Raw genomic sequence first — 25,443 nt, 5'->3', positions numbered from 1 at the left:
TTAATCAGTAGCGCGGCGGCTCGGCCGGAACCGGCGGCGGCGGATCGGTCGAGATCGCAACCGGCATGCCGGACTGCAGCTTGATCTGTCCGACCGCGACGACCTTGTCGCCGGCCTTCAGGCCCTTCAGGATCTCGACATGGCCCTCGGCGCGGTTGCCGGTCTTCACGAAGGTGCGGTCGGCGGTCAGCGTGGTCTTGCCGTCCTCACCCTTCTTCTCGGTGATCAGGAACACGGAGTCGCCGTACAGCGTGTAGTCAACCGCCGTTTCCGGGACGGTGACGACGGGCGGGTTGTCCGGCAGCACGATCGTGGTGGTCGCGAACATGCCGGGCTTGAGGATCCGATCCGGATTCTGGATCGTCGCCTGGACCCGGATGTTGCGGGTATCGGTCTGGATCTGCGGCTCGATGGTGGTGATCTTGCCCTCGAAGATCCGGCCCGGATAGGCGTCGACCTTGACCCGCACGGTTTGGCCGACCTTGATCTGCGAGCTCTGCTTCTCGGTGGCGGTCAGGTTTGCGTACAGCACCGACAGATCGGTCAGCGACACGATCTGCGTGCCCGCGGTCAGGTACTGGCCGACTTCGACCATGCGAACGCCGAGGTCACCCTCGAATGGCGCACGCACCAGCTTCTGCGAGATCAGCGCTTCGGTCTTGGCAATACCCGCCTTGGCCTGGTCGTAAGCCGCTTGCGCGGTATCGACAGTGGATTGCGGCCCGAACTGGCGCGACGCGAGCTGCTTGGCGCGGTCGAGCTGCAGCTCGCCGACGGTCGCCTGCGCCTTGAAGCTGGCGAGGTCGCCCTGCTCCGGGGCGTCGAACAGCTGCACCAGCGGGGTGCCCGCCTTCACATGGCTGCCGGCCGTGAACAGGATGTCGGTGATGCGGCCCGACACGTCGGTGGTGACGTTGACCTGATGCACCGCGACGAGATCGCCGACCGCGGTGAGCAGGTTCGGAATCAGCTCGGTCTTCGCCTCGACCGCGGTGACGCTCGCCGGCGGCGGCTTGTTGTTGGCGAAGAACTGCGCGATCATATGGCTGCGGAAGGCGTTGAAGCCGACGAGGCCGCCGACCAGCACCACCAGCAGCAAGCTCACGATGATGAACCAGCGCACCATGCGGACCGGACGCTTGGCGGGTTTCTCCTTGATCGGTTGCCCCGAGATGTGGCTTTCGGACTGAATGTTCATTTCATGCACTTTCTGCAGTTACCGACTTTCCCTGACTCGGTGACGGCTGGCGGCCCAAATGAGTTGAGATTGCGGCTTCGGTAAGTCCGATTCCGCGCAGGATGAACTGGCAAAGCTGCCGCTCGGCCGCAGCGGCATCGCCGTAGGGGAGACATGGTGTCGCAGGGAGCTGGGTCAGCGCGGCCATCAGCACGGTGTGATGCGCAAACCAGAACAGGTTGAGCGGCTCGTCGCCGATCTGTGCAGCGTCACCGGCGGCGACCGCGCGCTCGAGCGAGGCGGCGAAGGTCGGGCCGATCAGCTTGCCGACCTTGTCGTAGAGCAGCCGCGCGAATTCGCCGTCGTCGAGATGGCTGGTCACCATCAGCCGCATCCGCTGCGCCTCTTCCTGGTCTGGCGCGTCGCGCAGCTGCATGAAGTGGCCGACCATGCCCTGCACCAGCTCGACCAGCGTCGCGGTCGAGGGTTCCTGTCCCAGCAGATGGGCGAGATCGGGATCCGCTTCGCATTCCTCGGCAAGGATCTCGGCGTAGAGCGCCGCCTTGGACGGGAAGTGCTTGAACAGCAGGCCTTCCGAAATGGCAGCGGCGGCCGCCACGCTCTTGGTCGTGGTGCCGGCGAAGCCGTTCCGGGCGAAACATCGTTTTGCAGCGCTCAGGATCAACTGACGCCGCAAATCACTCGTCATGCGTAAGGTAGACATTTGGGTCGTGAGTAATCACTCACTTTACCAAAAGTCAAGGTTCTATTGCACCGCGAAAGTCATTTTATATCGGACTGTGGCCGAGAGACCCTCGGATACGATTCACAATGTAAGTGCCGTCGCGGCTGGACAGCACGCGTTCCAGATTGGCGGCGTCGATCTTCGCGCTGGCGAACCGCGGCCCGGCCGTAACATCCTGTAAAGACGAGGCAAAAGCCTCGACCTCAGCCATCGTCATGATCGCCTTGCTATCCCGTATTCCGCACGCTTTGGCGACGCCGACGAGGTCCGCGGAGCCGCCGGTGTGGCTGGCCTGGCCGCCGGTCTCGCCATAGGCCTCGTTATCCAGCACGATGATCGAGAGGTTTTTCGGCTGCTGCAGGCCGACCGTAGCCAGGCCGCCCATGCCCATCAGCATCTCGCCGTCGCCGGTGATCACGACCACCGGCAGCGCCGGCTGGGCCAGCGCCAGCCCGAGCCCGATCATCACCGCGCCGCCCATGCCGCCCCACAGATAGAAGTTGCGGTCGTGGTCGCCGGCGGCGGCGATGTCGTAGGTGGAGGCGCCGAGGCCGCCGACGGCGATGGCGCCGCCGCGCTCCTTGAGCAGTTCGGCAACGACGGCGCGGCGGTCGAGGAGATTGGCTTTGCTCATTTGGTGAAGACCTTTGCCCCGATCAGGCGCTGCGACAGCAGGACGGCGGTGGGCGTGCAGGCGTTGTAGGCCTGCGCGGCGCCGGCCTCGACGACCTCGCGGACCTCGCCGGGGTGCGAGGCGCGCAGCACCTTGATGCCGGCGAGTTCGAGAATCCCTTGCGTGTTCGAGCCCATCGGCACCTGCCAGGGATTGAACTCGCCCCACTCGCCGCGCATCGTCACCAGCGTGAGGAAGGGAAAGCGGAAGATCTGCACCAGCGACAGCATGTTGATGCAATTGCCGACGCCGCTCGACTGCATCAGCAGCACGCCGCGCTGGCCGCCGGCCCAGGCGCCTGCCAGCAGCGCCACGCCCTCCTCCTCCGTCGTCAGCGCGATGCCGCGCATCGCCGGAGAGCCGAGCACGCGCTCGATCAGTTCCGAATGGCCGGCATCCGGCACATAGGGCACCTGCCGTACCTCGAAGCGCTGCAATATGGAAAAAATCTCCTCGGGCCAGGAGGCCGCGGTCTCGGCACGGGCATGCATCAGGCGTTTCCGGTTGTCAGACTGTTTGGGCGGACTGTAGAGGGGCGCGCGCGTCGCATCAAAGCGCAAAACCGCATATGGCTCTGCGATTTGCTCGCACCGCATGGAGCAGCGCGCTGTTCCGCGCGGCTCGCAAATTGTATTTGCGTGGCGGGAGCACGCAGCTTACGATAGTTGCACGTGAAACTAATATGGGCATCCGGGAATGACGATGCACGCGCGAGAGCTGGCGGACGGTTTCGACCTCGAAAAGCTGACGGGCGAATTCTACGCCAATCCCTATCCGACCTATCGCGCGCTGCGGGAGAACGCGCCGGTCAAGCTGATGCCGAACGGCTGCTACTTCCTGACCCGCTACGACGATCTCGTCACCGCCTACAAGAACACCAAGGCGTTCTCGTCCGACAAGAAGAAGGAGTTTTTGCCGAAATACGGCGACTCGCTGCTGTACGAGCACCACACCACCAGCCTGGTGTTCAACGACCCACCGGCGCACACCCGCGTGCGGCGGCTGATCATGGGCGCTTTGTCGCCGCGTGCAATCGCCGGCATGGAGGGCGACCTGATCGCACTGGTCGACAGTCTGCTCGACCGCATCGCCAAGAAAGAGAGCTTCGAGTTGATCGGCGATTTCGCCTCCGCGATCCCCGTCGAGGTGATCGGCAATCTGCTCGACGTGCCGCATGACGAGCGCGAGCCGCTGCGCGACTGGTCGCTGGCGATTTTGGGTGCGCTGGAGCCTGTGATCAGCAAGGAGGCGTTCGACCGCGGCAACACTGCGGTGAAGGATTTTCTCGCCTATCTCGAAACCCTGGTCGAGCGCCGCCGCGCCAAGCCCGGCAATCCGGACCGCGACGTGCTGACCCGGCTGATTCAAGGCGAGGACAATGGCGAGCGGCTGACCGCCAAGGAGCTGCTGCACAACTGCATCTTCCTGCTCAATGCCGGCCACGAGACCACGACCAATCTGATCGGCAACGGGCTGGTCACGCTGACCGAGAACCCGGACGAGAAACAGCGGCTGATCGAGCAGCCCGACCTGATCAAATCAGCGGTCGAGGAAATGCTTCGCTACGAGAGCTCGAACCAGCTCGGCAACCGCATGATCGTCGAGGAGATCGAGCTCGGCGGCGTCAAGCTGCCGGCGGGCACGCTGGTGACGCTGTGCATCGGCGCCGCCAACCGCGATGGCGCCCAATTCCCTGACCCCGAACGCTTCGACGTCGCGCGGACGCCGAACCGCCACCTCGCCTTCGGCACCGGCGCGCATCAATGCGCCGGCATGGCGCTGGCCCGGCTCGAGGGCGCGGTCGCGATCTCGCGCTTCCTGGCGCGCTTCCCGAACTACGCGCTCGACGGTGTGCCGGTGCGCGGCGGCCGGGTTCGCTTCCGCGGCTTCCTCAGCGTGCCGTGCAGCATCAACACCTGACGCATTTCCCGGCACGGCCAAGGCACTTCCCCGCGGGCGATCAGGTCGACTTGGCGCTCGAGCGGATCGCGGCTGCTCTCACACGAGAGGTCTCCTGACGGTTCCCTGCATCGGAAGACCGCAACCGGCTGTGGCCACAACGAACGAATCTCACGCCTGCGCGTTGAAGCGCTATGGGCGACTGGTGAACGGAGAGCTACGCTCATGCTTTGCCGTCGCGTTAGACTTGTTGCATTTGTGATTGGCGTCTCGATGCTCGCGGCGAGCGGCGCGGCCGCTCAACCACACGGAAGAGGCGGACCGCCGGGACAGGCGGCAAGGCCTGCCGCGCCGCCCGCGATGGCACGTCCTGCCGCCCCGATGGTGCACGCCGCCCCTCCCGCAATGGCTAGACCGCCTGCAATGGCTCGGCCGGCCGCACCTTCGTTCCATGCCCCTCAGCGACCAGCGATGGCGCCGCCGCGCCCGGCACCGCATTTCGCCGCTCCGTCACCGCGCCAGGCTCCCCACATAGCCGCGCCGCGCCCCGCAGCGCCGCGCCCCGAATTCCGTCGTGCGGCACCGCCGCAGCGCCCGGCTCCGCATCTGGCGGCGCCATCACGCCCGAGCCCACCGTCGCGCTTAAGCGAGCGGCCGTCGCCGACGGAGCGCATTCAACAGCGCGCGCAGGAGCGGCAGCAGTTGATCCAGCAGCGCCAGCAGACCGCGCAGCAGCGGCAGCGTGAGAGCCTCTCGCGCCAGACCGCAGAACGGCAAACCCGGATCGATCGGCTGCAACAGCGCGTGCAGCAGTTGCAGACGCAAAAGGTCGACGGTGCGCGCGCGCAACGCATCCACGACCGGCAGCTGCAGGCGCAGAACCGTTTGCTGCAACGTGAGCAGCACGCGCAGCAGGCCGACGTTGCGCGCCAGCAGCGATTGGGGCCGGCAGCGACAGTTGGGGTCGCCGCCGCGACCACGGCGGCGACGCAGGCCGCTCAGCGCGAGCGATTTGCCGCGCATTTCCGCGAGCAGGCGGGAGCGCAAACCCAGGCGGCACTTGCCGCGCGCCAAGCCGGCTGGGCGCCCCGGCATGCCTGGCGACGCGGCAATCGTGCGGCGTTCGTGGCGTGGCTTGGCCCGGTGTTCTGGCCTTACGCCTATTCGGACATCTTTGACTACACGTTCTGGTCCTATGCCTACGAGCCCGGCTATTGGGCCTACGCCTATGACGACTTCGTCGACACGGTGTTCTGGGACACCAACAGCCCGTACTCCGCTTATGCCAGCACCTACCCTGGCGACTATCCGGCGACCGCAGGCCGCTATCGGCCCCGTCAACGCGCCGACACGAGCCCGCAGGCAATCAGGCAGTTGTGCGGGGAGCCGGACAGGGGCGTCACGGCCTGGCCGCTTGCCGACATCGCGCGGGCGGTACGGCCGAACCAGCAGCAGCGTGCCCTGCTCGACGACTTGAAGACCGCCGCGGCGAGGGCCGCGGATGTCTTCAAGGACTCCTGCGCGGACAGCTATGCGATGACGCCACCCGGCCGCTTGCGGTCGATGCTGAACCGCATCAGCGCGACGCTCGAGGCGATCAAAATCGTGCGGCCCGCCCTGGAGAGTTTCTACAGCTCACTCAGCGACGAGCAACAGGCCCGCTTCAATGCGCTCGGTCCACATGTCGGCGAGCGTTCGCCGCAACAGCAGGAGGCGAACGCGCAAGCCGGAAGTTGCGGCGATTCGAAATCCGACCTGGCCCAACTGCCGATCAACCGGATCGAGGCCTCGCTTCATCCGGCAGGCAAGCAAAAGGACGCGCTCGAGCGCCTGAGCGATGCGACAACAAAGGCGATAGCGGGCCTGCAGGCAGCCTGCCCAAACGACCTGCCGCTGACGCCGATCGGCCGGCTCGAAGCGATGCAGCACCGGCTCGAGGCCATGCAGAAGGCCGCGCAGTTGATCCAGCCTGCACTGGACGAATTCTATGCCACGCTGAGCAGCGAGCAGAAAGCACGCTTCAATACGCTGCAGCAGGTCGCGAGCCCCTGAGACCGGCTCGCGATCTGGATCACAGCTATCGGAACCGCAAGTTTGCGCGCGAGAGCTGGCTGATCGAGGAGCACCCCATCAGCCGCATGTCGCGCACCAGCTCGGCCTGCATCAGTCCGAGCGCGCGCTCGACGCCGGCCTGGCCGGCCGACGCCAGCGGATAGAGATAGAAGCGCCCGAGACCGACCGCCTTGGCGCCGAGCGACAGTGCCTTCAGCACATGGGTGCCGCGCTGAATGCCGCCGTCCATCATCACGTCGATCCGGTCGCCGACGGCATCGACGATCTCGGCCAGCTGATCGAACGCCGCCCGCGAGCCGTCAAGCTGCCGGCCGCCATGGTTGGACAGGATGATGCCGGTGCAGCCGATCTCGACGGCGCGCTTGGCATCCTCGACCGAGACGATGCCCTTCAGGCAGAACTGGCCGTTCCATTGCCGGACCATGTCGGCGACGTCGTCCCATCGCATCGCGGGGTCAAGCATTTCCGTAAAGTAACGTCCGATCGACATCGCGCCGCCGCTCATGTCGACGTGCTCGTCGAGCTGCGGCAGCTTGAAACTTTCATGGGTGAGGTAGTTGATGGCCCAGGCCGGCTTGATGGCGAATTGCAGCATGCCGCCGAGCGTCAGACGGAACGGGATCGAAAACCCGGTGCGCAGATCGCGCTCGCGGTTGCCGCCGGTGATGCTGTCGACCGTCAGCATCATCACGTTGACGCCGGCCTGCTTGGCGCGCCGCATCATCGCCGAGTTCAGGCCACGATCCCTGTGGAAGTAGAACTGGTAGACCTGCGGCGTGTCGTGCGCCTTGCGCAATTCCTCGAGGCTGGTGGTGCCGAGCGAGGACACGCCGAACATCGTGCCGTATTTCGCCGCCGCGGCGGCGACGGCGCGCTCGCCCTGATAGTGAAACAACCGTTGCAGCGCGGTCGGCGAGCAATAGAACGGCGTCGCCAGCTTCTGCCCCATCACGGTGACCGAGAGATCGACATTCTCCACGCCGCGCAGGACATTGGGCACCAGGTCGCAGCGTTCGAAGCTCGCGGTGTTCTGCCGGAGCGTCGCCTCGTCGTCCGCGCCGCCGTCGATATAGTTGAAGATCGGCCCCGGCAGCCGGCGCCGCGCCAGCTCGCGGAAATCATGGAAATTGTGGCAATCGCTCAAACGCATCTCGTGCTCCGATCCGGGCGGCGGCGTGCGACGGCTTTCCCAGCCACGCACTGCCCACCGGAATAACGGGCACGCTTCGCCTTGTCCACCGAACGAGCGTTGCGGTCAGACCACCGTGCAGTGCCGATCGATGCAGGTGCGCAACACCTCATCCATCGGCTTGGTCCACCAGTCATTCGAAAAAATCTCGATCTCCGAATAGCCGGCAAAGCCCTGCGCTTCGACCGCTGATCGCACCGATTTGATGTCGATCACGCCGTCGCCCATCATGCCGCGGTCGTTGAGGATATCCTTGGTGGGCACCAGCCAGTCGCAGACGTGGAAGGCGAGCAGCCGATCCCTGCCGGCGCGCGCGATCTGGGCCATCAGCTCCGGATCCCACCAGATGTGATAGACGTCGAGCGCGACGCCGATGGCGCCGCTCCGGGCGGGATCGAGCGCGTCGCAGATGTCGAGCGCATGCTTTGTGGTGTTGACGCAGGCGCGGTCGGCGGCATAGGCCGGATGCAGCGGCTCGATCGCCAGCGGCAGTTTTGCCTGTTTTGCATATTCCAGCATCTCGGCGATGCCGTCATGGACCTGGCTGCGCGCCGCCGCGATGTCCTTGGACGGCGCGCTGCCTGGCCGCGAATATTGCGGCAGGCCGCCGACCACCAGCACGATGCAGGGCGCGCCGAGCGCCGCGGCCTCGTCCACCGCGCGGCGGTTGTCGTCGCGCGCCTCGGCCCGACGCGCGGCGTCCGCCGGGAACATTCCGCCGCGGCAATAGCCGGACAACTCGAGCCCGGCGTCCTTCACCGCGCGCACCGCACGCTCCAGGCCGATGGCAGCGACCTGGTCGCGCCAGGGATCGATGGCGCGGATGCCGTGGCGCGCGCAGGCCTCGATGATGGCGACCAGATCGCCCTGCTTGCGGACCGTCGCCGTGTTCAGCGACAGCCAGCGATGGTCGTTGGAAAAGTCGCGCATCAGGGCTCTACGCCGCGGGTGGCGAGGATGGTCGTCATCCGGCGCGTGGCAAGCTCCGGATTGGCGAGCAGCCCGGCCTTGTCGGCGAGCCGGAACAGCTCGGCGAGATGCAACGTCGAGCGCGCGCTCTCCTGCCCGCCGACCATGGTGAAGTGGTCCTGGTGCCCGTTGAGGTAGGCCATGAACACGATGCCGGTCTTGTAGAACCGGGTCGGCGCCTTGAAGATGTGGCGCGACAGCGGCACCGTCGGGCCCAGCACGTCGTGGAAGCCAGCCTCGTCCCCCGCCGCCAGCCGCGACAGCGCATAGGACGCCGCCGGCGCGATCGCATCGAAGATGCCGAGCAGCGCGTGGGAAAATCCCTTGTCGTCACCGGCGATCAGTTCGGCATAGTTGAAGTCGTCGCCGGTGTACATCTTCACGCGGGCATCGAGCCGCCGCCGCATGTCGATCTCGCGCTGCTTGTCGAGCAGCGAGACTTTGACGCCGTCGACCTTGGCCGCGTTGGCGTTGATGATCGCAACCGCGGTGTCCATCGCCCGGTCGAGGTCGGCGGTGCCCCAGTAGCCCGACAGCGCCGGATCGAACATGTCGCCAAGCCAGTGGATGATCACGGGCTCGCGCACCTGCGACAGCACGCGGTCGTAAACTTTTGCGTAGTCCTCCGCGCGCTTGCCGAGCTTTGCCAGTGCGCGCGAGGCCATCAGGATGATGCGGCCGCCGGCCTTCTCGACCGCCGCGATCTGCTCCTCATAGGCGCGGATCACCTCGTCGATCGACTTTGCGTCCTCGACCGCGAGATGGTCGGTGCCGGCGCCGGAAAACACCAGCGCGTTGCCCCTGGCCTTCGCAGCCGTCACCGAGCGCTGGATCAGTTCCAGCGAGGTCGCCCAGTCCAGCCCCATGCCGCGTTGCGCGGTGTCCATCGCCTCGGCGACGCCGAGCCCGAGATCCCAGACGTGCTCGCGGAACGCAATGGTGCGGTCCCAGTCGATCGCGGCCGTAAGCCACGGGTCGACGTCGGCGCGCGGATCGGCCACCACATGCGCCGCCGAGAAGGCGACGCGGTTCAGCGTGCCCTCGAGCTTCGCCGGAAAGCTCCGCGAGGCGGCGAGACGATAGGTCTCGATGCCGCCATCCGCCGTCGGCAGCTTCAAGGACAGCGAGGATATCGGCAGGACTGGCTTGTTCATAACAAAGTCCTTTCTCAGACGACGATCGGCGCGACGTCGATCCAGCGCCGTTCCTTCCAGCTCTTCAGCGCGCATTCGGCGAGCTGCACGCCCTTGGCGCCTTCGAGCAGCGTGTACTTGTAGGGCGCATCCTCGCAGACGTGGCGGATGAACATCTCCCACTGCTCCTTGAAGCCGTTGTCGTAGACGACGTTGTCGGGCAGCTTCTGCCAGTCGGCGTAGAAATCGTGCAGCCGCTTCTCGTCCGGATTCCACACCGGCCGCGGCGTCGCCTGGCGCGCCTGGATCATGCAGTCGGTGAGGCCCGCAACCGCCGAGCCGTGGGTGCCGTCGACCTGGAAGGCGACGAGGTCGTCGCGATAGACCCGCGTCACCCAACTCATGTTGATATGCGCGATCACGCCGCCCTTCAGCTTGAAGGTGGCATAGGCGGAATCGTCGGCGGTCGCCTGGTACTTTTTGCCCTTCTCGTCGTAGCGCTCGGGAATGTCGGTGTTGCCGATGCAGACCACGCTCTCGACCTCGCCAAAGAGATTGTCGAGCACGTAGCGCCAGTGACAGACCATGTCGAGGATAATGCCGCCGCCGTCTTCAGAGCGATAGTTCCATGACGGCCGCTGCGCCTCCTGCCAGCCGCCCTCGAACACCCAGTAGCCGAACTCGCCGCGCACCGAGAGCATGCGGCCGAAGAAGCCGGAGTCGCGCAGGAACGCGAGCTTCTTCAACCCCGGCAAAAACAGCTTGTCCTGCACCGTGCCGTGCTTGAGGCCCTTGGCATTGGCGAGCTTCACCACCTCGACCGCCTCTTCCAGATTGGTCGCAATCGGCTTCTCGCAATAGACATGCTTGCCGGCGTTGATCGCCTTGGTCAGCAGCGACGGCCGCGCCTGCGTGGTCGCGGCGTCGAAGAACACGACGTCGGCCTTGTCGGCCAGCGCGCGGTCGAGATCGGTGGTGTGGCGCTCGATGCTGTAGCGCTTCGCCAATGCGCCGACCTTCTCGGCATCGCGGCCAACCAGGATCGGATCGGGCATTATGCGGTCGCCGTTGCCGAGCAGCACGCCGCCCTGCTCGCGGATCGCGACGATCGAGCGGATCAGATGCTGGTTGAGCCCCATCCGGCCGGTGACGCCGTTCATGATCAGGCCGAGGCGTTTGGTGGTCATCCTGCTTGCTCCTGCGAAACACGTGGTGTTGGCCGCTTGAGCGGCTGCATGGTGGACCAGTCCGGATGAACGGCGCTGGCAAAGCCTGATACGGTCAGCGATCCCGTCAGGAGATCGCCGTCATGGATCGCGAGGCGCACTTTTGCGCCGTCGCGCCTGTAGAGGTCGGGATGCGCGGCAAAGAAGCCTTCGGCCTCCACGCCCGGGGTCTCGGCAAAGCCGTCGACATAATGGTGCCCGTTGCGCTCGGCATGGGTGACGCCGATCAGCGCGCCGAGCGCGAGATCCTGCTGCACGGCAAGCCCGGCCTGGCAGGTCAGGTCCTCGCCGCTGATGAAGTACGTTCCGCCGTCCGCGCTCCACGCCGCCGCGCGGGTCGCGTTGATGATCGACTTGTAGATGCCCTTGCAGGATTTCGAGGAGATGCCGCAATAGCCCAGCGCCCGCGCCGCCGGGAATGCTTCGTAGGAGTCGTCGGCCTCGTCGATGATGAAGCTGCGCGCGGCCAGTGCGCCAAGGGGCGACGCCTTGGTGATGTCACGCGGCATCGGTTGCTCGATGTAGAGCAGGTTTGCCGCGATCGGCGCCAGCGTCGCGTCATGGTCGAGCCGATCGACCAGCGCAGTCAGCGCCGCGAGGTCGGCATATTGCTCATTGGCGTCGAGCGTGAGCTTCGTCGGATAAGGCAGCGTTGCCAGCTCCTTGCCGATCCGCGCCAGCCGCGCCCCGTCATGCGCGGGATCGCCGTTCAGCTTGAGCTTGAAATAGCGCGCGCCGGCATTTTCTCTGAAATCGGCGATGCCGCCCTCGCCTTCGATCATATCGTCCATCCCGACGGTGTGCCTGATCGCGACGCGGTCGAGCCGCCTGCGCGTCGCAAGGAAACGCGTGATCGCGGCGTCGTCGAGGTCGGGCGTCAGCCGGGCGTCGATACCAGCGATATTGCCGGCCATGCCGTCGAAGAAGCTGGCGCGTTCTGCGCGCAGCAGCGCGTCCAGGATCGCCTTGTCGATTTCCGCCGGTCCAAGGGCCGCGGCGAGCGGCGGAATGTCCTCTTTGGCGCAGGCCGCGACCTGCGCGCCGATGCAGCGGTCGTGCAGCCCGAACGCGGTGTCGAAACCGGTGTTGGCCAGATAGAGCTCACGCGCGATTGCGAGCGACCGGCGGAGATCGTCGACGGTCTGCTCCGCCGTCAGATGCGGCCGCTTGTCGAACCATTTCGGCGCCAGCATCTCCGCGCTGGCACCGGTCGCGCGGCCCTGGCCTTCCACCTCGATCTCAACACGTACAAACACCTGCGTCGACGCGTTGATCGTGACCGCGCCAAAGCGGAACGGCCGGGCAAACGGCACCGGACGTTCGAAGAAGGCGATATCCCTGACAGCGAGGCGAAGCGGCATCGAAGGTCTGGCCCTAGTCCAGCGTTCCCTGCGTGAAAAAGTGCTTTCGGATCCGCTGCACCAGTTCGGTGAAGACGGGATCCGACATCGAATCCAGCGAGCGCGGCCGCGGCAGCGGCACGTCGTAGATCGCGGCGATCGCGCCGGGCCGCTCGGTCATCACGAGCACGCGGTCGGCGAGGAACACCGCTTCCGGGATCGAATGCGTGATCAGGAGCACCGTCTTGCCGGTCTCGCGCTGGATCCGCATCAGCTCGACATTCATGCGCTCGCGGGTCATGGCGTCGAGCGCACCGAACGGCTCGTCCATCAGCATGATCTTTGGATCATGCACCAGCGCGCGGCAGATCGAGGCGCGCTGCTGCATGCCGCCGGAGAGCTGCCAAGGCAGCTTCTTCTCAAAACCCTCGAGCCCGACCAGTTTCAAGAGTTCCCTGGCGCGGGCAACATACTTGTCGCGCGGCAGGTGCTTCATGTCGATCGGCAGCATCACGTTGGAGAGCACGTTGCGCCACGGCAGCAGCAGCGCGTTCTGGAACACGATGCCGACATTGCCGTGTGGCCGGGTCACCTTGTCGCCGTCGATCAGCACCTCGCCCGTGGTCGGCGGCAGCAGGCCCGAGATCATCTTCAGCAGCGTGGATTTGCCGCAGCCGCTTGGTCCGACCACGACAAAGAACTCGCCGTCATTGATGGTGAAGTCGAGCGGCCGCAGCGACGGCACGTCGCCATCGCGCGAACGGTAGGTCTTCGACACGCCGGACAGCTTGATGCCCGGCGTGGCACCGCCCGCGCGGTCCGACACCAGGCGCAGGTGGGCGGCGGGTTGCTCGGCGGCGGTGGCTTTGGTTGCTGACTTCATGCGGCTAGGTCCATCCTCAACGTCATTCCGGGGCGATGCGAAGCATCGAACCCGGAATCTCGAGATTCCGGGTTCGGCTCTCCGAGCCGCCCCGGAATGACGGTGCTCGTGGCAATCACGAATTGCCCTTCGGCAGATAGTCGTTGGTGTAAAACGCCTTCGGATTGTCCTTGGCCTTGGCGTCGAGGCCGCCATATTCGACCATCAGATTCACCGAGTCCGTCATGTTCTGGTCGGTGACCTGGAACGGCCGCTTGCCCGTGGTCTCCGCCGTGCGATACAGCGGGATCGTCAGCTCAAAGCCCTGGGTCAGCGTGTCGATCTTGCCGCCCTTCGGGTTGGCGTCGAGGATCGACTGCGCCGCCGCCTTCGGCTCCTTCTCGGCGGCTTCCACCGCCTTGGTGGTCGCCGACATGAAGCGGCGGACCAGATCGGCGTTGGCCTTCACATAGTCGGAATTGGCGATGATGCCCGACGACACCATGTTGATGCCGTAGTCGGCGAACTTGATCGGGTAGACGTCCTTGCCGGTCGCGTCCTTGATCTTCATCGACTGGTCCATGACGTAGCCGAGAAGGAGATCGGCCTGGCCGTTGATCACGGCATTCAGCTTGGTCTGGCCGTCGCCGGCGACGGTGTGGAAGTCGCTTTCCTTGAGGCCGGTCTTCTTCAGGAACAGCGGCCAGATCTGGGTCATCGAGTCCGCCGGCGTGATCGCGACCGTCTTGCCCTTGATGTCCTCGGGCTTCCTGATGTTCTTGTCGACCAAGCCCATCGCCGACATCGGGCTGGTCTGCAGCAGCACGCCGGTCGCGACCACCGGCGCGCCCTTCACAGCCGCGCGCATCATGGTGGGCACGTCGACATAGCCGAAATCGGCAGTCTTGGCGGCTACCGCCTGCGTGGTCGCGGCCGAGCCGCGGCCTTCCTGGATCTCGAGGTCGATGCCCTCGGCGGCATAGATGCCCTTGGCCTTGCCGTAATAGAACGGCGCGTGCTCGCCATAGACGTACCAGTTCAGCATCAGCACGACCTTGTCCGCCGCGGCGGCAGGCGCCACTGCCGATACAGTCCAGGCCAGCGCGGCAATCACGGCAATGATCAATCGCATCAGGTAATCCTCCCGTGGTTTTTGTTCGTCATTGCGAGCGGAGCGAAGCAATCCACTTCTCGACTTGCGGCACTATGGATTGCTTCGCTTCGCTCGCAATGACGGCTGATCTTCTCTTTTGTTTGTTCAATAACTCTACGAAGCGAAAATGATGTCGTCGCGCTGGCTGACGTGCCAGGGGATCACCAGCCGCTCGATGCGGTCGACGATCCAGAACAGGATCACGCCGAGCAGCGCCAGGATCACCAGCGCGGCAAACATGGTCGGCAGGTCGAAGGTGCCGATCGAGCGCTGCATCACATAGCCGATACCGGAATTGGAGCCGACGAACTCGCCGACGACGGCGCCGACCACCGCGAGCGTCACCGAAACTTTGAGGCCAGAGAAGATCGCGGGCAGGGCGTGCGGCAGGTTGACGGCGCGGAACACCGCAAAGCGGCTGCCCTGCATGGCGCGGGCGAGATCGACCATGTCGGGGTCGACGGATTTAAAGCCCTGCACGGCGGAGACCACCACCGGGAAGAAGCCGAGCAGGAACGCCGAAATCACCTTTGGGATGATGCCGAAGCCGAACCACACCACGAACAGCGGCGCGATCGCGATCTTCGGCACCGATTGGGAGACCACCAGCAGCGGATAGACGTAGCTCTCGACCGTCTTCGAGCCTGCGATCAGCATCGCCACGGGGATGCCGAACAGCGCCGAGAGCGCGAAGCCGCAGATCGTCGCGTAGGTGGTCGGCCAAGACTGCCGCAGCAGCTCCGGCCAGTCGCTGATCAAGACCGCAACGACGTCGCCGGGCGACGGGATCTGATAGGCCGGAATGTGGAACAGGCGGATCGACAGGTCCCACGCCACCACGATGAGCACCAGGAACAGGAACGGCCGTACCCAGGCCGCGTTCAGCATCTTCGTTATGCCTGAGGGGCTCTTCGCCTCCGCCACGTCCCGCTCCCTGTTGTCCGTCTTTCGGCGAGGAAATTAACCCGTTGGATAAATACTGTCCAGCCCCTCGCACGCGGCAAAATCGCGCTGGATGTTGCGACTTTCGTCAGGTGAGAATTGTTCTAGGGGATGGGTCCGTAGCCCGGATGAAGCGCAGCGAAATCCGGGGTCAGTCCATCCGCGGATCGAGCGGCCCCGGATTGCGCTGCGCTCCATCCGGGCTACGCAACGGCGCGGCGGCTCACACCACCTGATGCTCCACCGACATCAGCGCCGGCATCTTCGCGCGGACGAACACGGCGGTGGATTTGCCGGTCAGCGCCGCCAGCACCAGGGCGATCATATGCTCGAGGCGCTCGTCGCGGGCGTCCTTCTTGAGCAGGTCGCGGCCGAAGATCACGCTCAGCGTGGCGCTGTTGGAGAGATAGAAGAACGCGAGCGCGGCGATCGAGATGTAGAGCTGCACGGGATCGACCGCGGCGCGGAAGTCGCCGCTTTCGACGCCGCGCGTCACCACGGTGCGGATCATCTCGACGAACGGCGAGTGCATCGACTTGACCTTGGTCGAGCGCTTCAGGTGCTTTGCCTTGGCGAGGTTTTCGGTGTTGAGCAGCGCCAGGAACTCGGGATTGCGCAGAAAATAGTTCCAGGTGAAGTCGACCAGCCGCGCGATCGCATCCGGCGGATCGACGTGCTCGAGATCGAGCGTGCGCTCCTCGGCGCGGATCTTCTCATAGGCGCCTTCCAGCACCTCGAGATAGAGATCCTCTTTATTGCCGACGTGGTAGTAGAGCATCCGCTTGTTGGCGCCGGCCGCGGCCGCGATGCGGTCGACGCGGGCTCCGGCGAGGCCATAGGACGCGAACTCCTGCTTGGCCGCCTCGAGAATGCGCAGCCGCATCCCCTCGGGGTCGCGCTGCCACTTCAATATTCGCTTTGCCTTGGCCAAAATCGAACGCTCAGTGATGCCGGATTGACAAACGTAGCACGGCGCACGGCGTTTGAGAACGAATGTTCTGGTGATGAACGCGAGCAAAAGCTGTTCGCGGCTGCGGCATAGACTGTCAGTCTTTTACTCGTCCCTGCCCGGCGACGGCTGCACCAGCAGCGTCGGCACGCCGCAGGTACCGTTGCGCACCGTCATCACGCGCGTACCGGGTTTGCGGCCGGTGCGGACGTCGGAAACGTCGACGCCGGCGGCGACCAGCCGCGCGTGGGTGGCCTCGATGTCGATGACGCGCCAGCAGATGCCGCGCAGCCGATCCGAGGTAGCCGGCTCCGCCTTGTCCGGCCGGTGCGTAACCTCGAGGATGAGGTCGCCGCAGCGGAAGAACATCAGCCGGCCCCACTCCGGATGCGACCGGTCGAGCGCCATGTCGAGCCCGAGCCGCGCGCCATAGAGCGCGGCACACCGTTCGGGATCGGCGGTCGCGATCACCACATGGTCCATCGCGGTGATCGAGGCCGGCATGGTGCGCACCGCCAGCGGCCGCTCCTTCTCGCGCTCCAGGAAGAACATGCGAACGCCATGCGTCGCCTCGGTCGCCGCGCGGGTGCGCTTCCATGACAGCGTGGCGCCGCTGGTCTCGTCGCGGCTTTCGACCTCGACGACGAGCTCCGGACGCAGCGTCAGCCGGTCGAGCCGGCGGTGCATCTTGTCGATATCGCTGGTGCGGAAGCAGAGGCTCGCCAGCCCCTCGCCTTGCGTGGCGAGCGCGCCGCGGACGCGCTGCGCAGCCTCGTCGTCGCCGCGCGGCGCCATCAATTCCAAGGTCGTGTTGTCGAGCGTGAACAGCACGCGGTCGGCGCCGTCGCCGCTGTTGCGCCATGACGGCGTCCGCGCGAACAGGGTCTCGTAGGCGGCGCTGGCAGCGGCGATGTCGCCGGTCAGGACGACGACGTGATCGAGACCGGTAATCATGGCATCCGCCTCCCCGAATCTGCCGTCATTGTGCTCTCCCTTCCCGTCGGAACCGCAGAGCGCCGCCGGCCGTTATGCCGGGTGCCAGAATGGCCTTCGATCCGCAGTGCCGCCCACATATCTAGCCGCAAACCAGGCAGGGTTGCGAATATTTTCAGCGATATCGGCCGGGCAGCGATGCTAATCTGCATCGCCGGCCGGGACCACACCAGCCACGACGGAAAGCGAATGCAGGCTCTCTTCATCGGACAGACCTATATCGACGTCACCTTCATCACCGACCACATGCCGACCGGCGACGAGAAGCACGTCGCCGACGCCTATGCGGTGTCGTTCGGCGGCAATGCCGTGACCGCGGCGTTCTGTTGCGCCAAGCTCGGCATCGTGCCCGATCTGATCGCCACCATGGCCAATGACTGGCTGGGGCGGATGTTCTGGGACATGGCCGACCGCTACGGCATCTCGATGCATCCGCGCAAGGTGAATTCCTCGTCGCTCTCCTTCATCATGCCCAAGGAAGGCAAGCGCGCGATCGTGCGCTGCCGCGACGACCAGCACATCCATCCGTTTCCGCTGCTCAACCTGAAGGGCTGCCGCGCGCTGCACATCGACGGCCACCAGCCGGATGCAGCGATCCACTACGCAAAGCTCTGCCGCGAGGAAGGCATTTTGACCTCGCTCGACGGCGGCGGGCTGCGCACCAATACCCATGAGCTGCTCGAATTCATCGACGTTGCGATCGTCGCCGAGCGGCTGTGCGAGCAGATGGACAAGACACCGGAGCAGATGCTCGCCTATCTCAAGGAGCGCGGCTGCCGGGTCGGCGGCGTTACCATGGGCGAGCGCGGCCTGCTCTGGTATGACGAGGCGGGCAAGCTCGGCACCCTGCCGGCGCTGCCGATCTCGCGCGAGCGCGTGATCGACACCAACGGCGCCGGCGACGTGTTCCATGGCGCCTACATCTATTCCTATCTCGCCAATCCCGGCAAAGCCTGGCGTGAGCATTTCGAGTTCGCGCGCGCGGCATCGACCTACAAGATTCAGAAGCTCGGCAACGAGGCCGGCCTGCCGACGCTCGCCAACATCGAGGCGGTCAAGCGCGAATTTGGCGCCGCCGTCTGACAGGGGCTGAATGGGGCCGGGCATGGGACGCGTCTTCGTCGCGGGTAGCATCAACATGGACGTGGTGGCGACCGCCGAGCGCCATCCGCGGATCGGCGAGACCGTGGCCGGCGAGGCCGTGCTGTATTTTCCCGGCGGCAAGGGCGCCAATCAGGCGGTAGCCTCGGCCAAGCAGGGCGTGCCGACCACGCTGGTCGGCCGGCTCGGCACCGACGCCTTCGGGCGCGAGCTGAGGTCGTTTCTCGCCGCGCAGGGCGTCGACCTCGTCTTCGTCAAGGACACCGAGGGCACGCATTCCGGCACCGCGATCATCACCATCGCCAATGCGGACAACACCATCGTGGTGGTGCCCGGCGCCAATGCGCGGGTCGATGCCGACGATGTGGCCGCGCCGGTGCTTGCCAGGGGCGATGTCGCAGTCAGCCAGTTCGAGATCCCGCTGCCGACGATCGCAGCCTTCTTCGCGCGCGCCCGCGCCGCCGGAGCGACCACGGTGCTCAATCCGGCGCCGGCGAAGCAGGCCGACAAGGCCCTGCTCGATCTCGTCGACATCCTGATCCTCAACGAAACCGAGCTCGGTTTTCTGACCGGAACGGAGCTCAAGGACGGCGACCCGCCTGCGCGTTTTGCCGAGGCGGCACGGAGTCTCGCGGCCGGCAAGATCGTCTGCGTCACGCTCGGCAAGCGCGGCGTCCTGGCGCTGACCGGAGGCGAACCGCTGCTGGTGCCGGGACGCGCGGTCAAGGCCGTCGACACCACCGGTGCCGGCGATTGCTTCGTCGGCGCACTGGCGTCGCAACTCGCCGGCGGCAAAGAGCTGCGCGATGCGCTGGCCTACGCCAATGTCGCGGCGTCGATTTGCGTGCAGCGGATGGGCGCCGCGCCGTCGATGCCGACGCGCGAAGAAGTGGAGTCGGCTCTCTCCCCACGTCGTCCCGGCGAAGGCCGGGACCTATAACCACCGGCCACGGCAAAGGGCACACGCACAGTTACGGCGTTCATCTCCGCCAATGACGCCGCGGAGTATGGGGCCCGGCCTTCGCCGGGACGACCAGCTAACCGACTAGCGCACTCTTCAAATCAAAACTCGCATCCGCAGCCTGCTCCGGCGTGATCGAGCCGCCGGCGCCGAGCAAGCGGCGGCCGAACATGTGATCGCCGGCGCGGTTGACCGATTCGATGCCGAGCAGTTTGTCGCCGCGATAGCAGAACGCGGAGAACGCGCCCTGCGCGCGGTCGCCGCGCACTACGACGCGGTCATAGCCGGTGGTGAGGCCGGCCATCTGCAGCTTGTCGGGACCCTGGTCGCTCCAGAACCATGGCAGGCCGTCATAGACCTCGGTCTTGCCGGTCAGCCGCGCGGCCACGCAGCGCGCGTGGTCGGTCGCGTTCTGCACTGATTCCAGCCGCAGCGATCCGCCAAAACGCTTGCTGGTGTAGAGCGCGCAGTCGCCGATCGCGGAGATATTGGGATCGGCGGTCAGGAGATGCTCGTCGACGATGATGCCGGAGGCGACCGGCAGCCCGGCCTCGGCGGCGAGCTCCACATTCGGCAGCACGCCGACGCCGACCACGACGAGATCGGCCGGAATATGCGTGCCGTTGCTGAGGCTGACGCCGGTGACCTTTGCACCACTGGCCTCGATCGCCGTGACCTGGACGCCGAGGTGAAGGCGAATTCCCGCGGCGGTGTGGCGCGACTGCGAGAACTCGGAGATTTCCGCGGTCACGGCGCGCGCCATCACGCGGGAAGCGAGCTCGACCACGTCGACCTCGAGCCCCTTGCCGCGCGCGGTGGCGGCGAATTCGAGCCCAATGAAGCCGGCGCCGATCACCACGACGCGCATGCCCGGCGCGATCAAATCGCGCAGCGCCTGGCTCTCGTCGAGGATGCGCAAATAGCGCACCGCGTCGAGTTTTGCGTTGGGAATATCGAGCAGCCGGTTCCGCGCGCCGGTCGCGAACACCAGATGGCCGTAGTCGAGCGAGATGCCGGAGGCCAGCGCCACTTTCCGCGCGTTACGATCGACCGCATGGGCGCGATCGGTGACCAGCTCGATCTTGTTGTCTTGGTAAAACTTGTCGGGCCGGAACATCAGGCTGTCGGGCCCGCCGGTTCCCTTCAGATACGCCTTGGACAGCGGCGGCCGCTGATACGGCAGATGGCCCTCGTCGTTGAGCAGCACGATGCGCTCGGCGAAGCCGCCCTGGCGCAGCGATGCCGCGAGCTGGAAGCCGGCGTGTCCCGCGCCGACGATGATGACCGAACCTGTCATCGGAACACCCCACATACGAGCGAGCAGGAGTGACCCATGCCGTTTTCCTCTCCGTCGATGTTAGCTTTGCTTGCCCCGTCCCCGCAGCGCTCGTGTCTGCGTACCCGAGGGCGCACCATTTGGCCTCATGGCTCGCGCCGACGCAAGGGGGTCTCCGCCCGATCGGGGCGCGCCAGGGCCCTGCGCCGGGAACAGGCCGGATTGCCAGCGCTGCCGCCAGGGCCTTAAATGCAGGAAAATAGCAGCCCAAATAACAGCCCCAAGATCTTCAACCCCAAGGTCTTCAATATGCCAGAGCCCGCCTCCGCCAATGACCCCGCCCTGCTCCGGATCGAGGGCGCCGTCGCAACCATCACGCTGAACCGGCCGGCCGCGTTCAATGCGATCGACCTTGCGATCGCCAAGAAGCTCGAAGCGCTCGGCGCCGAGGTCGAGGCCAACAAGGACGTCCGCGTGCTGGTCATCGAGGGCGAAGGTCGCGCCTTTTGCGCCGGCGGCGATCTGCAGACCATCGGCGCTGCCGCCGAAGCCGACAACATCCCGGCCGTGGTCGGCGAGATGCTGGCGCACTATCACACCTTCATCACCGCGCTGCGGCGGATGCCGAAACTAGTGCTCGCCAGCGTGCACGGCTCGGCGGCCGGCGCCGGCCTGTCGCTGGCCTTCATGGCCGATCTCTGCATCGCCGCCGAGGACGCGCGCTTCACGCCGGCCTACGCCAAGATCGGCGTCTCGCCCGATGGCGGCGGCACCGTCGGCCTGACTGCCGCGGTCGGCCCGCGCCGTGCGCTGCAGATTTTTCTCGCCGAGGACAATTTTACCGCGCAGCAGGCCCAGCAATGGGGCCTCGTCGCAAAAGTCGTGCCGGCGACCGAGTTGAAGGCGGCGACGCGCGCGTTCGCCTTGCGGCTGGCGCAGAATGCACCCGCGGGCCTTGCCGCCACCAAGGCGCTGATCCATCAGGCACCGACCACGCCAATCGAGGCGCAGCTCGACGCCGAGCGCGACGGCATCATCGCCTGCATGAACAGCGAGGAGTTCCGCGTCGCGGTGAAGAAGTTCACCAGCAAGTCGAAGTAGCCTCACCCGAGGTCAGCTCAGATGGCCTTGCCGCCCCGCTCCTTCCTGTGTCTCCGCCACGGCGCCACCGACTGGAACCGGCAAGGCCGCTTTCAAGGCCGCACCGACAACCTCCTCAACAGTGACGGCGTCGCACAGGCTCGCGCCGCCGCGCTGCGGCTCACCGGCGTGGCGATCGGCGCAATCGTCGCAAGCCCGCTGCGCCGCGCCGTGCAGACCGCCGAAATCGTCGGCACCGCGCTGTCGCTGCCGGTCGTGGTCGATGCCGGCGTCATCGAATGCGATTTCGGCAGCCTGGAGGGACAGTCGATCCGCGACACCATGCGCAAGCACGGCCTCACCGCGCTCGAGCAGTTGGTCTCGATCCTGCCGGCGGACGGCGAGCCCTGGCCCGCCGTCTCCGAGCGCGCGCTCCGCTGCGTCACGACGTGGCAAGAGCGTCATCCGGCCGCCGAGATCCTGTTCGTCGGCCACGACGCCGTGATGCAGGCGATCGCCCAGCGGCTGTGCGGCGGCTTTTTCGAGAACCGCTATGGCACGCCGTTCCGCTTCGCGCGCAGCGGAGATGCCTGGGCGGTGCAGGAGATCGGTCAGTTCGGACAGATATAGCCCGGGCCGCCCGGCGCCCTGAAGCAACCGACCGATTCCGGGATCACCTGCTTGGGCAGCCACAGCACGACCTTCGGGAAATAGATCGTGAAGCAGATCGTGACCAGGAACACGACATAGATCGGCAGCGCCGCACGCAGCGCCTTGGCAAAACTGATGCCGACGAATTTCGAGGCCATCAGCAGCACCAGGCCATAGGGCGGCGTGATCAGGCCGAAGGCGAGCGTTGCGATCAGCACCACCCCCATATGGACGCCGTTGATGTCGCCGGCCTGGGTCAGCGCGTTGACCAGCGGCATGAAGATGATGATGGTCGGCACCGGCTCGATGAAATCACCGACCACGGTGAACAGCAGCACCATCAGCAGCATGATCAGGTGCGGGTCGTTGCCGGCGATCGCGGTGATCCAGTCGGCGATGTAGATCGCGCCGCGCAGATAAGCGAGCATCCAGCCGAACGCGTTCGCGGCGCCGATCGTGATCAGCGGCAGCGAGAAGATCAGCCCGGCGAGGCAGAAGTCGTAAGGAATCCTCTTCAGATGCCCGCGATTGAGCGCCGGGATCACCACGATGATGATATAGGCCACCGCGACCACACCGGCCTCGGTCGGCGTGAACCAGCCGGTCAAAATGCCGCCGAGCAGGATCACGGGGATCATCATCGGCAGCGCGGCGTCGCCGGCGGCGAAGGCGACCTGGCGCAGCGGCGCGCGCGGCTTGCGCAGTCCGGACGGGCCGAAGAAATAGCAGTAGATCATCAGCCCGAAGCCGATCATCAGCCCAGGGACCACGCCGGCCATGAACAGGCCGGCGATCGAGACGTTGCCGACCGCGCCATAGACCACCGCCGTGATGCTGGGCGGCACCAGCGCCGCGATCGTCGAGGCGGAGGCGATGATCGCGGCGATGAAGGCCGGCTCGTAGCCTTCGCGCTTCATCGGACCGCCGAGCGCCCGGCTCATCACCGCGACGTCGGCGGTGGTCGAGCCCGACATTTCCGAGAAGAACATGCTGAAGACGACGACGACCTGCGACAGCCCGCCCCTGATATGGCCGACCAGCGACACCGACAGATTGGCGATCCGCACCACGACGTTCGCCGAGCTCATGAGCTCGCCGACCAAAAGGAAGAACGGGATCGCCAGCAGCGCCTCGGAATCGACGCCGTCGAAAATCTTCTGGATGATCGCCGCGAGCGAGACGTCGGACAGCAGCGCGCCGATGAACACGCCGGCAATCAGCGAAAACGGCACCGGCACGCCGAGATAGCCGAACAGCAGGAACGAGCAGGACATCAGCACGAGCACGATCGGCGCGCTCATCGCTGCGCTCCCGTCGTCGCGCCGGTGTTGATCGCAGGGATCGCAACGTCCTCGTCCGGCGGCTCCGGATGGTCAAAGCCGTTGCGGATGCCGTTGACCAGCTGCTCGATCGTGAACAACCCTATCAGAATGCCGGACAGCGGGATGATCGCATAGAGCGAGGCGATCGGCGTGCCCGACGGCAGGCGGAAGCTGCCGAAGCCGCGCAGATAGTTCTGATAGCCGTACCAGATCAGGCAGAACGCGACGCCCAGCACGACAATACGGATGATGATCTCGACGACGAGCCGCGACCAGCCGTGCATCGCCTCCGAAATCGCGGTGAGATAGAGGTGATCGTTGCGCCGCGTCGCGACCGCCGCCCCGATGAAGATCGCGTAGATGAACAGCGTCGACGTCACCTCCTGCAGCCACAGCCAGGGATGACCGATGGTGCGGGTGACGATGTCGGCGGTGACGGAGAGCGAGAAGCCGAAGCAAAGCAGCCCGCACAGCACCATCAGGATCAGTTCCAGCCGATCCAGCGCGCGCCATTTCAGATGCCGCTGCCGCTGCAGCACCAATTTGTCGGCGATGGCCATGGCTCAAAATTCCCCGTCGTCCCGGCGAAAGCCGGGACCCATAACCCCCGGCGTCAATTGCTTACAGAAGGCGGCTACCCGATCGCATCGCTGAAGGCCCGCGGCGTATGGGTCCCGGCCCCCGTGCGCAATTGCGCACTAGGCCGAGACGACGCTTGACGAGGCTCTAATTGCTCGCGCGGATCAGGTTCTTGATCTTCTCGGCGTGCGGACCGAGGTCCTTGGCGAGTTTGTCGAGATAGGGATCGGCGATCGCCGTAAACGTCTTCTTGTCGACATCCTCGACAACCTTGACCCCGAACCCTTTCAACTTCTTCAGCGCGCTGTGCTCCAGCTCGAACGCCTTGGCCGGTTCCTTGGCGCTGACCTCGTTGGCGGCGGCCTGCACCCACTGCTTCTGCTCGGCGGAGAGGCTCTGCCAGAGCTTGTCGGAAACGAACAGCAGCGCGTTGTTGGCCTCGTGCTCGGTGATCGAGAGCACCGGCGCCACCTCGTAATGCTTGTTGACGAGGTAGACGTTGATGCTGTTCTCGGCGGCGTCGACCACGCCGGTCTGCAGCGAGGTGTAGACGCTGCCGAACGGCATATGCACCGTCTGCGCGCTATAGGCCGGGAACATGGTGTCCTCGGTCGCGGTCGCCTGGACGCGGACCTTCATGCCCTTGAGGTCGCCGACGTTGTGGACCTCCTTCTTGCTGTAGATGTGCCGCACGCCCTGCGAGCCGGTGCCGATCACATGCAGGCCCTGGGTGGTCTCGTCGATCATGGTCCTGATCGCCTCGAACACCTTTGGATCGGCCAGCCCCTTGATGACATGCGCTTCGTCGCGGAACAGGAAATGCAGCGACATCACGCCGGCCTGCGGCGAGATCGTCGCCGTGTTGGCGGAGGAGATGATGGCAAATTCGATATCGCCGGCCTTCACCAGCTGCAGCAGCTGCGGCTCCTGGCCGAGCTGCGCGCCGGGATACTGATCGACGATCATGGTGCCCTTGCTCAATTCCTTGAGCTTGTCGGCGAACAGATCGCCTGCAATCGAATAGCCGGTGTTGCGCGGCTGGTCGTAAGCGAAGCGGAAGTGCTTGACCTCCTGCGCCCCCGCGCTCACGGACAGCAGTGCTGCCGCGGCCATGGCGATTCCGACGATCTTGGCTGGATAGCCCATCGCG

24 protein-coding genes are annotated in these 25,443 nt (G+C 65.7%); 6 read left to right on the top strand and 18 right to left on the bottom strand.

Annotated elements, in window-relative coordinates; translation table 11 throughout:
• Window positions 1–4: 4 nt before the first annotated feature.
• The 4 genes from XH93_RS14250 to XH93_RS14235 form a co-directional block, all read right to left on the bottom strand.
• Window positions 5–1,198, bottom strand: a complete 1,194-nt coding sequence (locus XH93_RS14250) for an efflux RND transporter periplasmic adaptor subunit (RefSeq protein ID WP_139481847.1) — start codon at window positions 1,196–1,198, stop codon at window positions 5–7.
• 1 nt (window position 1,199) lies between these two features.
• Window positions 1,200–1,901, bottom strand: coding sequence for a TetR/AcrR family transcriptional regulator (locus XH93_RS14245; protein ID WP_139860843.1), 702 nt, complete (start codon window positions 1,899–1,901; stop codon window positions 1,200–1,202).
• A 64-nt stretch (window positions 1,902–1,965) separates the two neighbouring features.
• Window positions 1,966–2,556: a thiamine pyrophosphate-dependent enzyme gene (locus XH93_RS14240; protein ID WP_194474001.1), complete on the bottom strand. Its 591-nt coding sequence runs from the start codon at window positions 2,554–2,556 to the stop codon at window positions 1,966–1,968.
• Window positions 2,553–3,086: a thiamine pyrophosphate-binding protein gene (locus XH93_RS14235; protein ID WP_139860845.1), complete on the bottom strand. Its 534-nt coding sequence runs from the start codon at window positions 3,084–3,086 to the stop codon at window positions 2,553–2,555. The genes XH93_RS14240 and XH93_RS14235 overlap by 4 nt, the downstream gene beginning before the upstream one ends.
• Before the next feature lie 205 nt (window positions 3,087–3,291).
• On the opposite strand from XH93_RS14235, the gene XH93_RS14230 reads away from it, so the two are divergent.
• The gene (locus XH93_RS14230) at window positions 3,292–4,515 is read left to right on the top strand and encodes a cytochrome P450 (RefSeq protein ID WP_194474000.1); all 1,224 of its coding nucleotides are present in this window, start codon (window positions 3,292–3,294) and stop codon (window positions 4,513–4,515) included.
• A 681-nt stretch (window positions 4,516–5,196) separates the two neighbouring features.
• A complete protein-coding gene (locus XH93_RS14225) occupies window positions 5,197–6,546 on the top strand; it encodes a Spy/CpxP family protein refolding chaperone (protein ID WP_246799617.1) in 1,350 nt (449 codons plus the stop codon).
• Between the two features lie 25 nt (window positions 6,547–6,571).
• Here the strand turns inward: XH93_RS14225 and XH93_RS14220 are convergent, their stop codons facing one another.
• The 10 genes from XH93_RS14220 to XH93_RS14175 all read right to left on the bottom strand — a co-directional run bounded on the left by XH93_RS14220 (window position 6,572) and on the right by XH93_RS14175 (window position 17,284).
• On the bottom strand, window positions 6,572–7,717 hold the full coding sequence (locus XH93_RS14220) for an alpha-hydroxy acid oxidase (RefSeq protein ID WP_194473998.1): 1,146 nt from the start codon (window positions 7,715–7,717) through the stop codon (window positions 6,572–6,574).
• 105 nt (window positions 7,718–7,822) lie between these two features.
• A complete protein-coding gene (locus XH93_RS14215; protein WP_194473997.1) occupies window positions 7,823–8,686 on the bottom strand; it encodes a sugar phosphate isomerase/epimerase in 864 nt (287 codons plus the stop codon).
• Window positions 8,686–9,879: a dihydrodipicolinate synthase family protein gene (locus XH93_RS14210; protein ID WP_194473996.1), complete on the bottom strand. Its 1,194-nt coding sequence runs from the start codon at window positions 9,877–9,879 to the stop codon at window positions 8,686–8,688. Before XH93_RS14210 ends, XH93_RS14215 begins: the two co-directional genes overlap by 1 nt.
• A gap of 14 nt (window positions 9,880–9,893) precedes the next feature.
• The gene (locus tag XH93_RS14205; protein WP_194473995.1) at window positions 9,894–11,045 is read right to left on the bottom strand and encodes a Gfo/Idh/MocA family protein; all 1,152 of its coding nucleotides are present in this window, start codon (window positions 11,043–11,045) and stop codon (window positions 9,894–9,896) included.
• On the bottom strand, window positions 11,042–12,445 hold the full coding sequence (locus XH93_RS14200; RefSeq protein WP_194473994.1) for a hypothetical protein: 1,404 nt from the start codon (window positions 12,443–12,445) through the stop codon (window positions 11,042–11,044). The genes XH93_RS14205 and XH93_RS14200 overlap by 4 nt, the downstream gene beginning before the upstream one ends.
• 13 nt (window positions 12,446–12,458) lie before the next feature.
• Window positions 12,459–13,307: an ABC transporter ATP-binding protein gene (locus XH93_RS14195; protein ID WP_194473993.1), complete on the bottom strand. Its 849-nt coding sequence runs from the start codon at window positions 13,305–13,307 to the stop codon at window positions 12,459–12,461.
• A 115-nt stretch (window positions 13,308–13,422) separates the two neighbouring features.
• The gene (locus XH93_RS14190; RefSeq protein WP_194475142.1) at window positions 13,423–14,421 is read right to left on the bottom strand and encodes an ABC transporter substrate-binding protein; all 999 of its coding nucleotides are present in this window, start codon (window positions 14,419–14,421) and stop codon (window positions 13,423–13,425) included.
• A 132-nt stretch (window positions 14,422–14,553) separates the two neighbouring features.
• Window positions 14,554–15,327, bottom strand: a complete 774-nt coding sequence (locus tag XH93_RS14185) for an ABC transporter permease (RefSeq protein WP_371815114.1) — start codon at window positions 15,325–15,327, stop codon at window positions 14,554–14,556.
• A gap of 277 nt (window positions 15,328–15,604) precedes the next feature.
• Window positions 15,605–16,312 carry a TetR/AcrR family transcriptional regulator gene (locus XH93_RS14180; protein WP_194473991.1) on the bottom strand — a complete coding sequence of 236 codons (708 nt, stop codon included), beginning with the start codon at window positions 16,310–16,312 and terminating at the stop codon, window positions 15,605–15,607.
• A 123-nt stretch (window positions 16,313–16,435) separates the two neighbouring features.
• Complete coding sequence (locus tag XH93_RS14175) at window positions 16,436–17,284, bottom strand: VOC family protein (protein ID WP_194473990.1); 849 nt, start codon at window positions 17,282–17,284, stop codon at window positions 16,436–16,438.
• A 228-nt stretch (window positions 17,285–17,512) separates the two neighbouring features.
• Here XH93_RS14175 and XH93_RS14170 point away from each other — a divergent pair, with 228 nt between their 5' ends.
• Window positions 17,513–18,406: a sugar kinase gene (locus XH93_RS14170; protein ID WP_194473989.1), complete on the top strand. Its 894-nt coding sequence runs from the start codon at window positions 17,513–17,515 to the stop codon at window positions 18,404–18,406.
• A gap of 22 nt (window positions 18,407–18,428) precedes the next feature.
• Window positions 18,429–19,364 carry a ribokinase gene (rbsK, locus tag XH93_RS14165; RefSeq protein WP_194473988.1) on the top strand — a complete coding sequence of 312 codons (936 nt, stop codon included), beginning with the start codon at window positions 18,429–18,431 and terminating at the stop codon, window positions 19,362–19,364.
• Between the two features lie 97 nt (window positions 19,365–19,461).
• Here rbsK and XH93_RS14160 read toward each other — a convergent pair whose 3' ends face one another.
• Window positions 19,462–20,682 (bottom strand): NAD(P)/FAD-dependent oxidoreductase, encoded by a 1,221-nt coding sequence (locus XH93_RS14160; protein WP_194473987.1) that lies wholly within the window; start codon window positions 20,680–20,682, stop codon window positions 19,462–19,464.
• 288 nt (window positions 20,683–20,970) lie between these two features.
• On the opposite strand from XH93_RS14160, the gene XH93_RS14155 reads away from it, so the two are divergent.
• Together XH93_RS14155 and XH93_RS14150 are read left to right on the top strand one after the other, a co-directional pair.
• The gene (locus tag XH93_RS14155; RefSeq protein ID WP_194473986.1) at window positions 20,971–21,762 is read left to right on the top strand and encodes an enoyl-CoA hydratase/isomerase family protein; all 792 of its coding nucleotides are present in this window, start codon (window positions 20,971–20,973) and stop codon (window positions 21,760–21,762) included.
• 21 nt (window positions 21,763–21,783) lie between these two features.
• Window positions 21,784–22,371 carry a histidine phosphatase family protein gene (locus XH93_RS14150; protein WP_194473985.1) on the top strand — a complete coding sequence of 196 codons (588 nt, stop codon included), beginning with the start codon at window positions 21,784–21,786 and terminating at the stop codon, window positions 22,369–22,371.
• On the opposite strand, the gene XH93_RS14145 is transcribed toward XH93_RS14150, so the two are convergent.
• The 3 genes from XH93_RS14145 to XH93_RS14135 form a co-directional block, all read right to left on the bottom strand.
• Window positions 22,353–23,693 (bottom strand): TRAP transporter large permease, encoded by a 1,341-nt coding sequence (locus tag XH93_RS14145; RefSeq protein ID WP_194473984.1) that lies wholly within the window; start codon window positions 23,691–23,693, stop codon window positions 22,353–22,355. The two genes, XH93_RS14150 and XH93_RS14145, sit on opposite strands and share 19 nt — an antisense overlap.
• Window positions 23,690–24,274, bottom strand: a complete 585-nt coding sequence (locus tag XH93_RS14140) for a TRAP transporter small permease (protein ID WP_194473983.1) — start codon at window positions 24,272–24,274, stop codon at window positions 23,690–23,692. The genes XH93_RS14145 and XH93_RS14140 overlap by 4 nt, the downstream gene beginning before the upstream one ends.
• A 166-nt stretch (window positions 24,275–24,440) precedes the next feature.
• Window positions 24,441–25,439, bottom strand: a complete 999-nt coding sequence (locus XH93_RS14135; protein WP_194473982.1) for a TRAP transporter substrate-binding protein — start codon at window positions 25,437–25,439, stop codon at window positions 24,441–24,443.
• Window positions 25,440–25,443: the final 4 nt, after the last annotated feature.

The sequence above is a fragment of the Bradyrhizobium sp. CCBAU 51753 genome (assembly GCF_015291565.1).
In the GTDB taxonomy this organism is placed as follows: Bacteria; Pseudomonadota; Alphaproteobacteria; order Rhizobiales; family Xanthobacteraceae; genus Bradyrhizobium; species Bradyrhizobium ivorense.
This window is presented reverse-complemented; position numbering and strand designations above follow the sequence as displayed.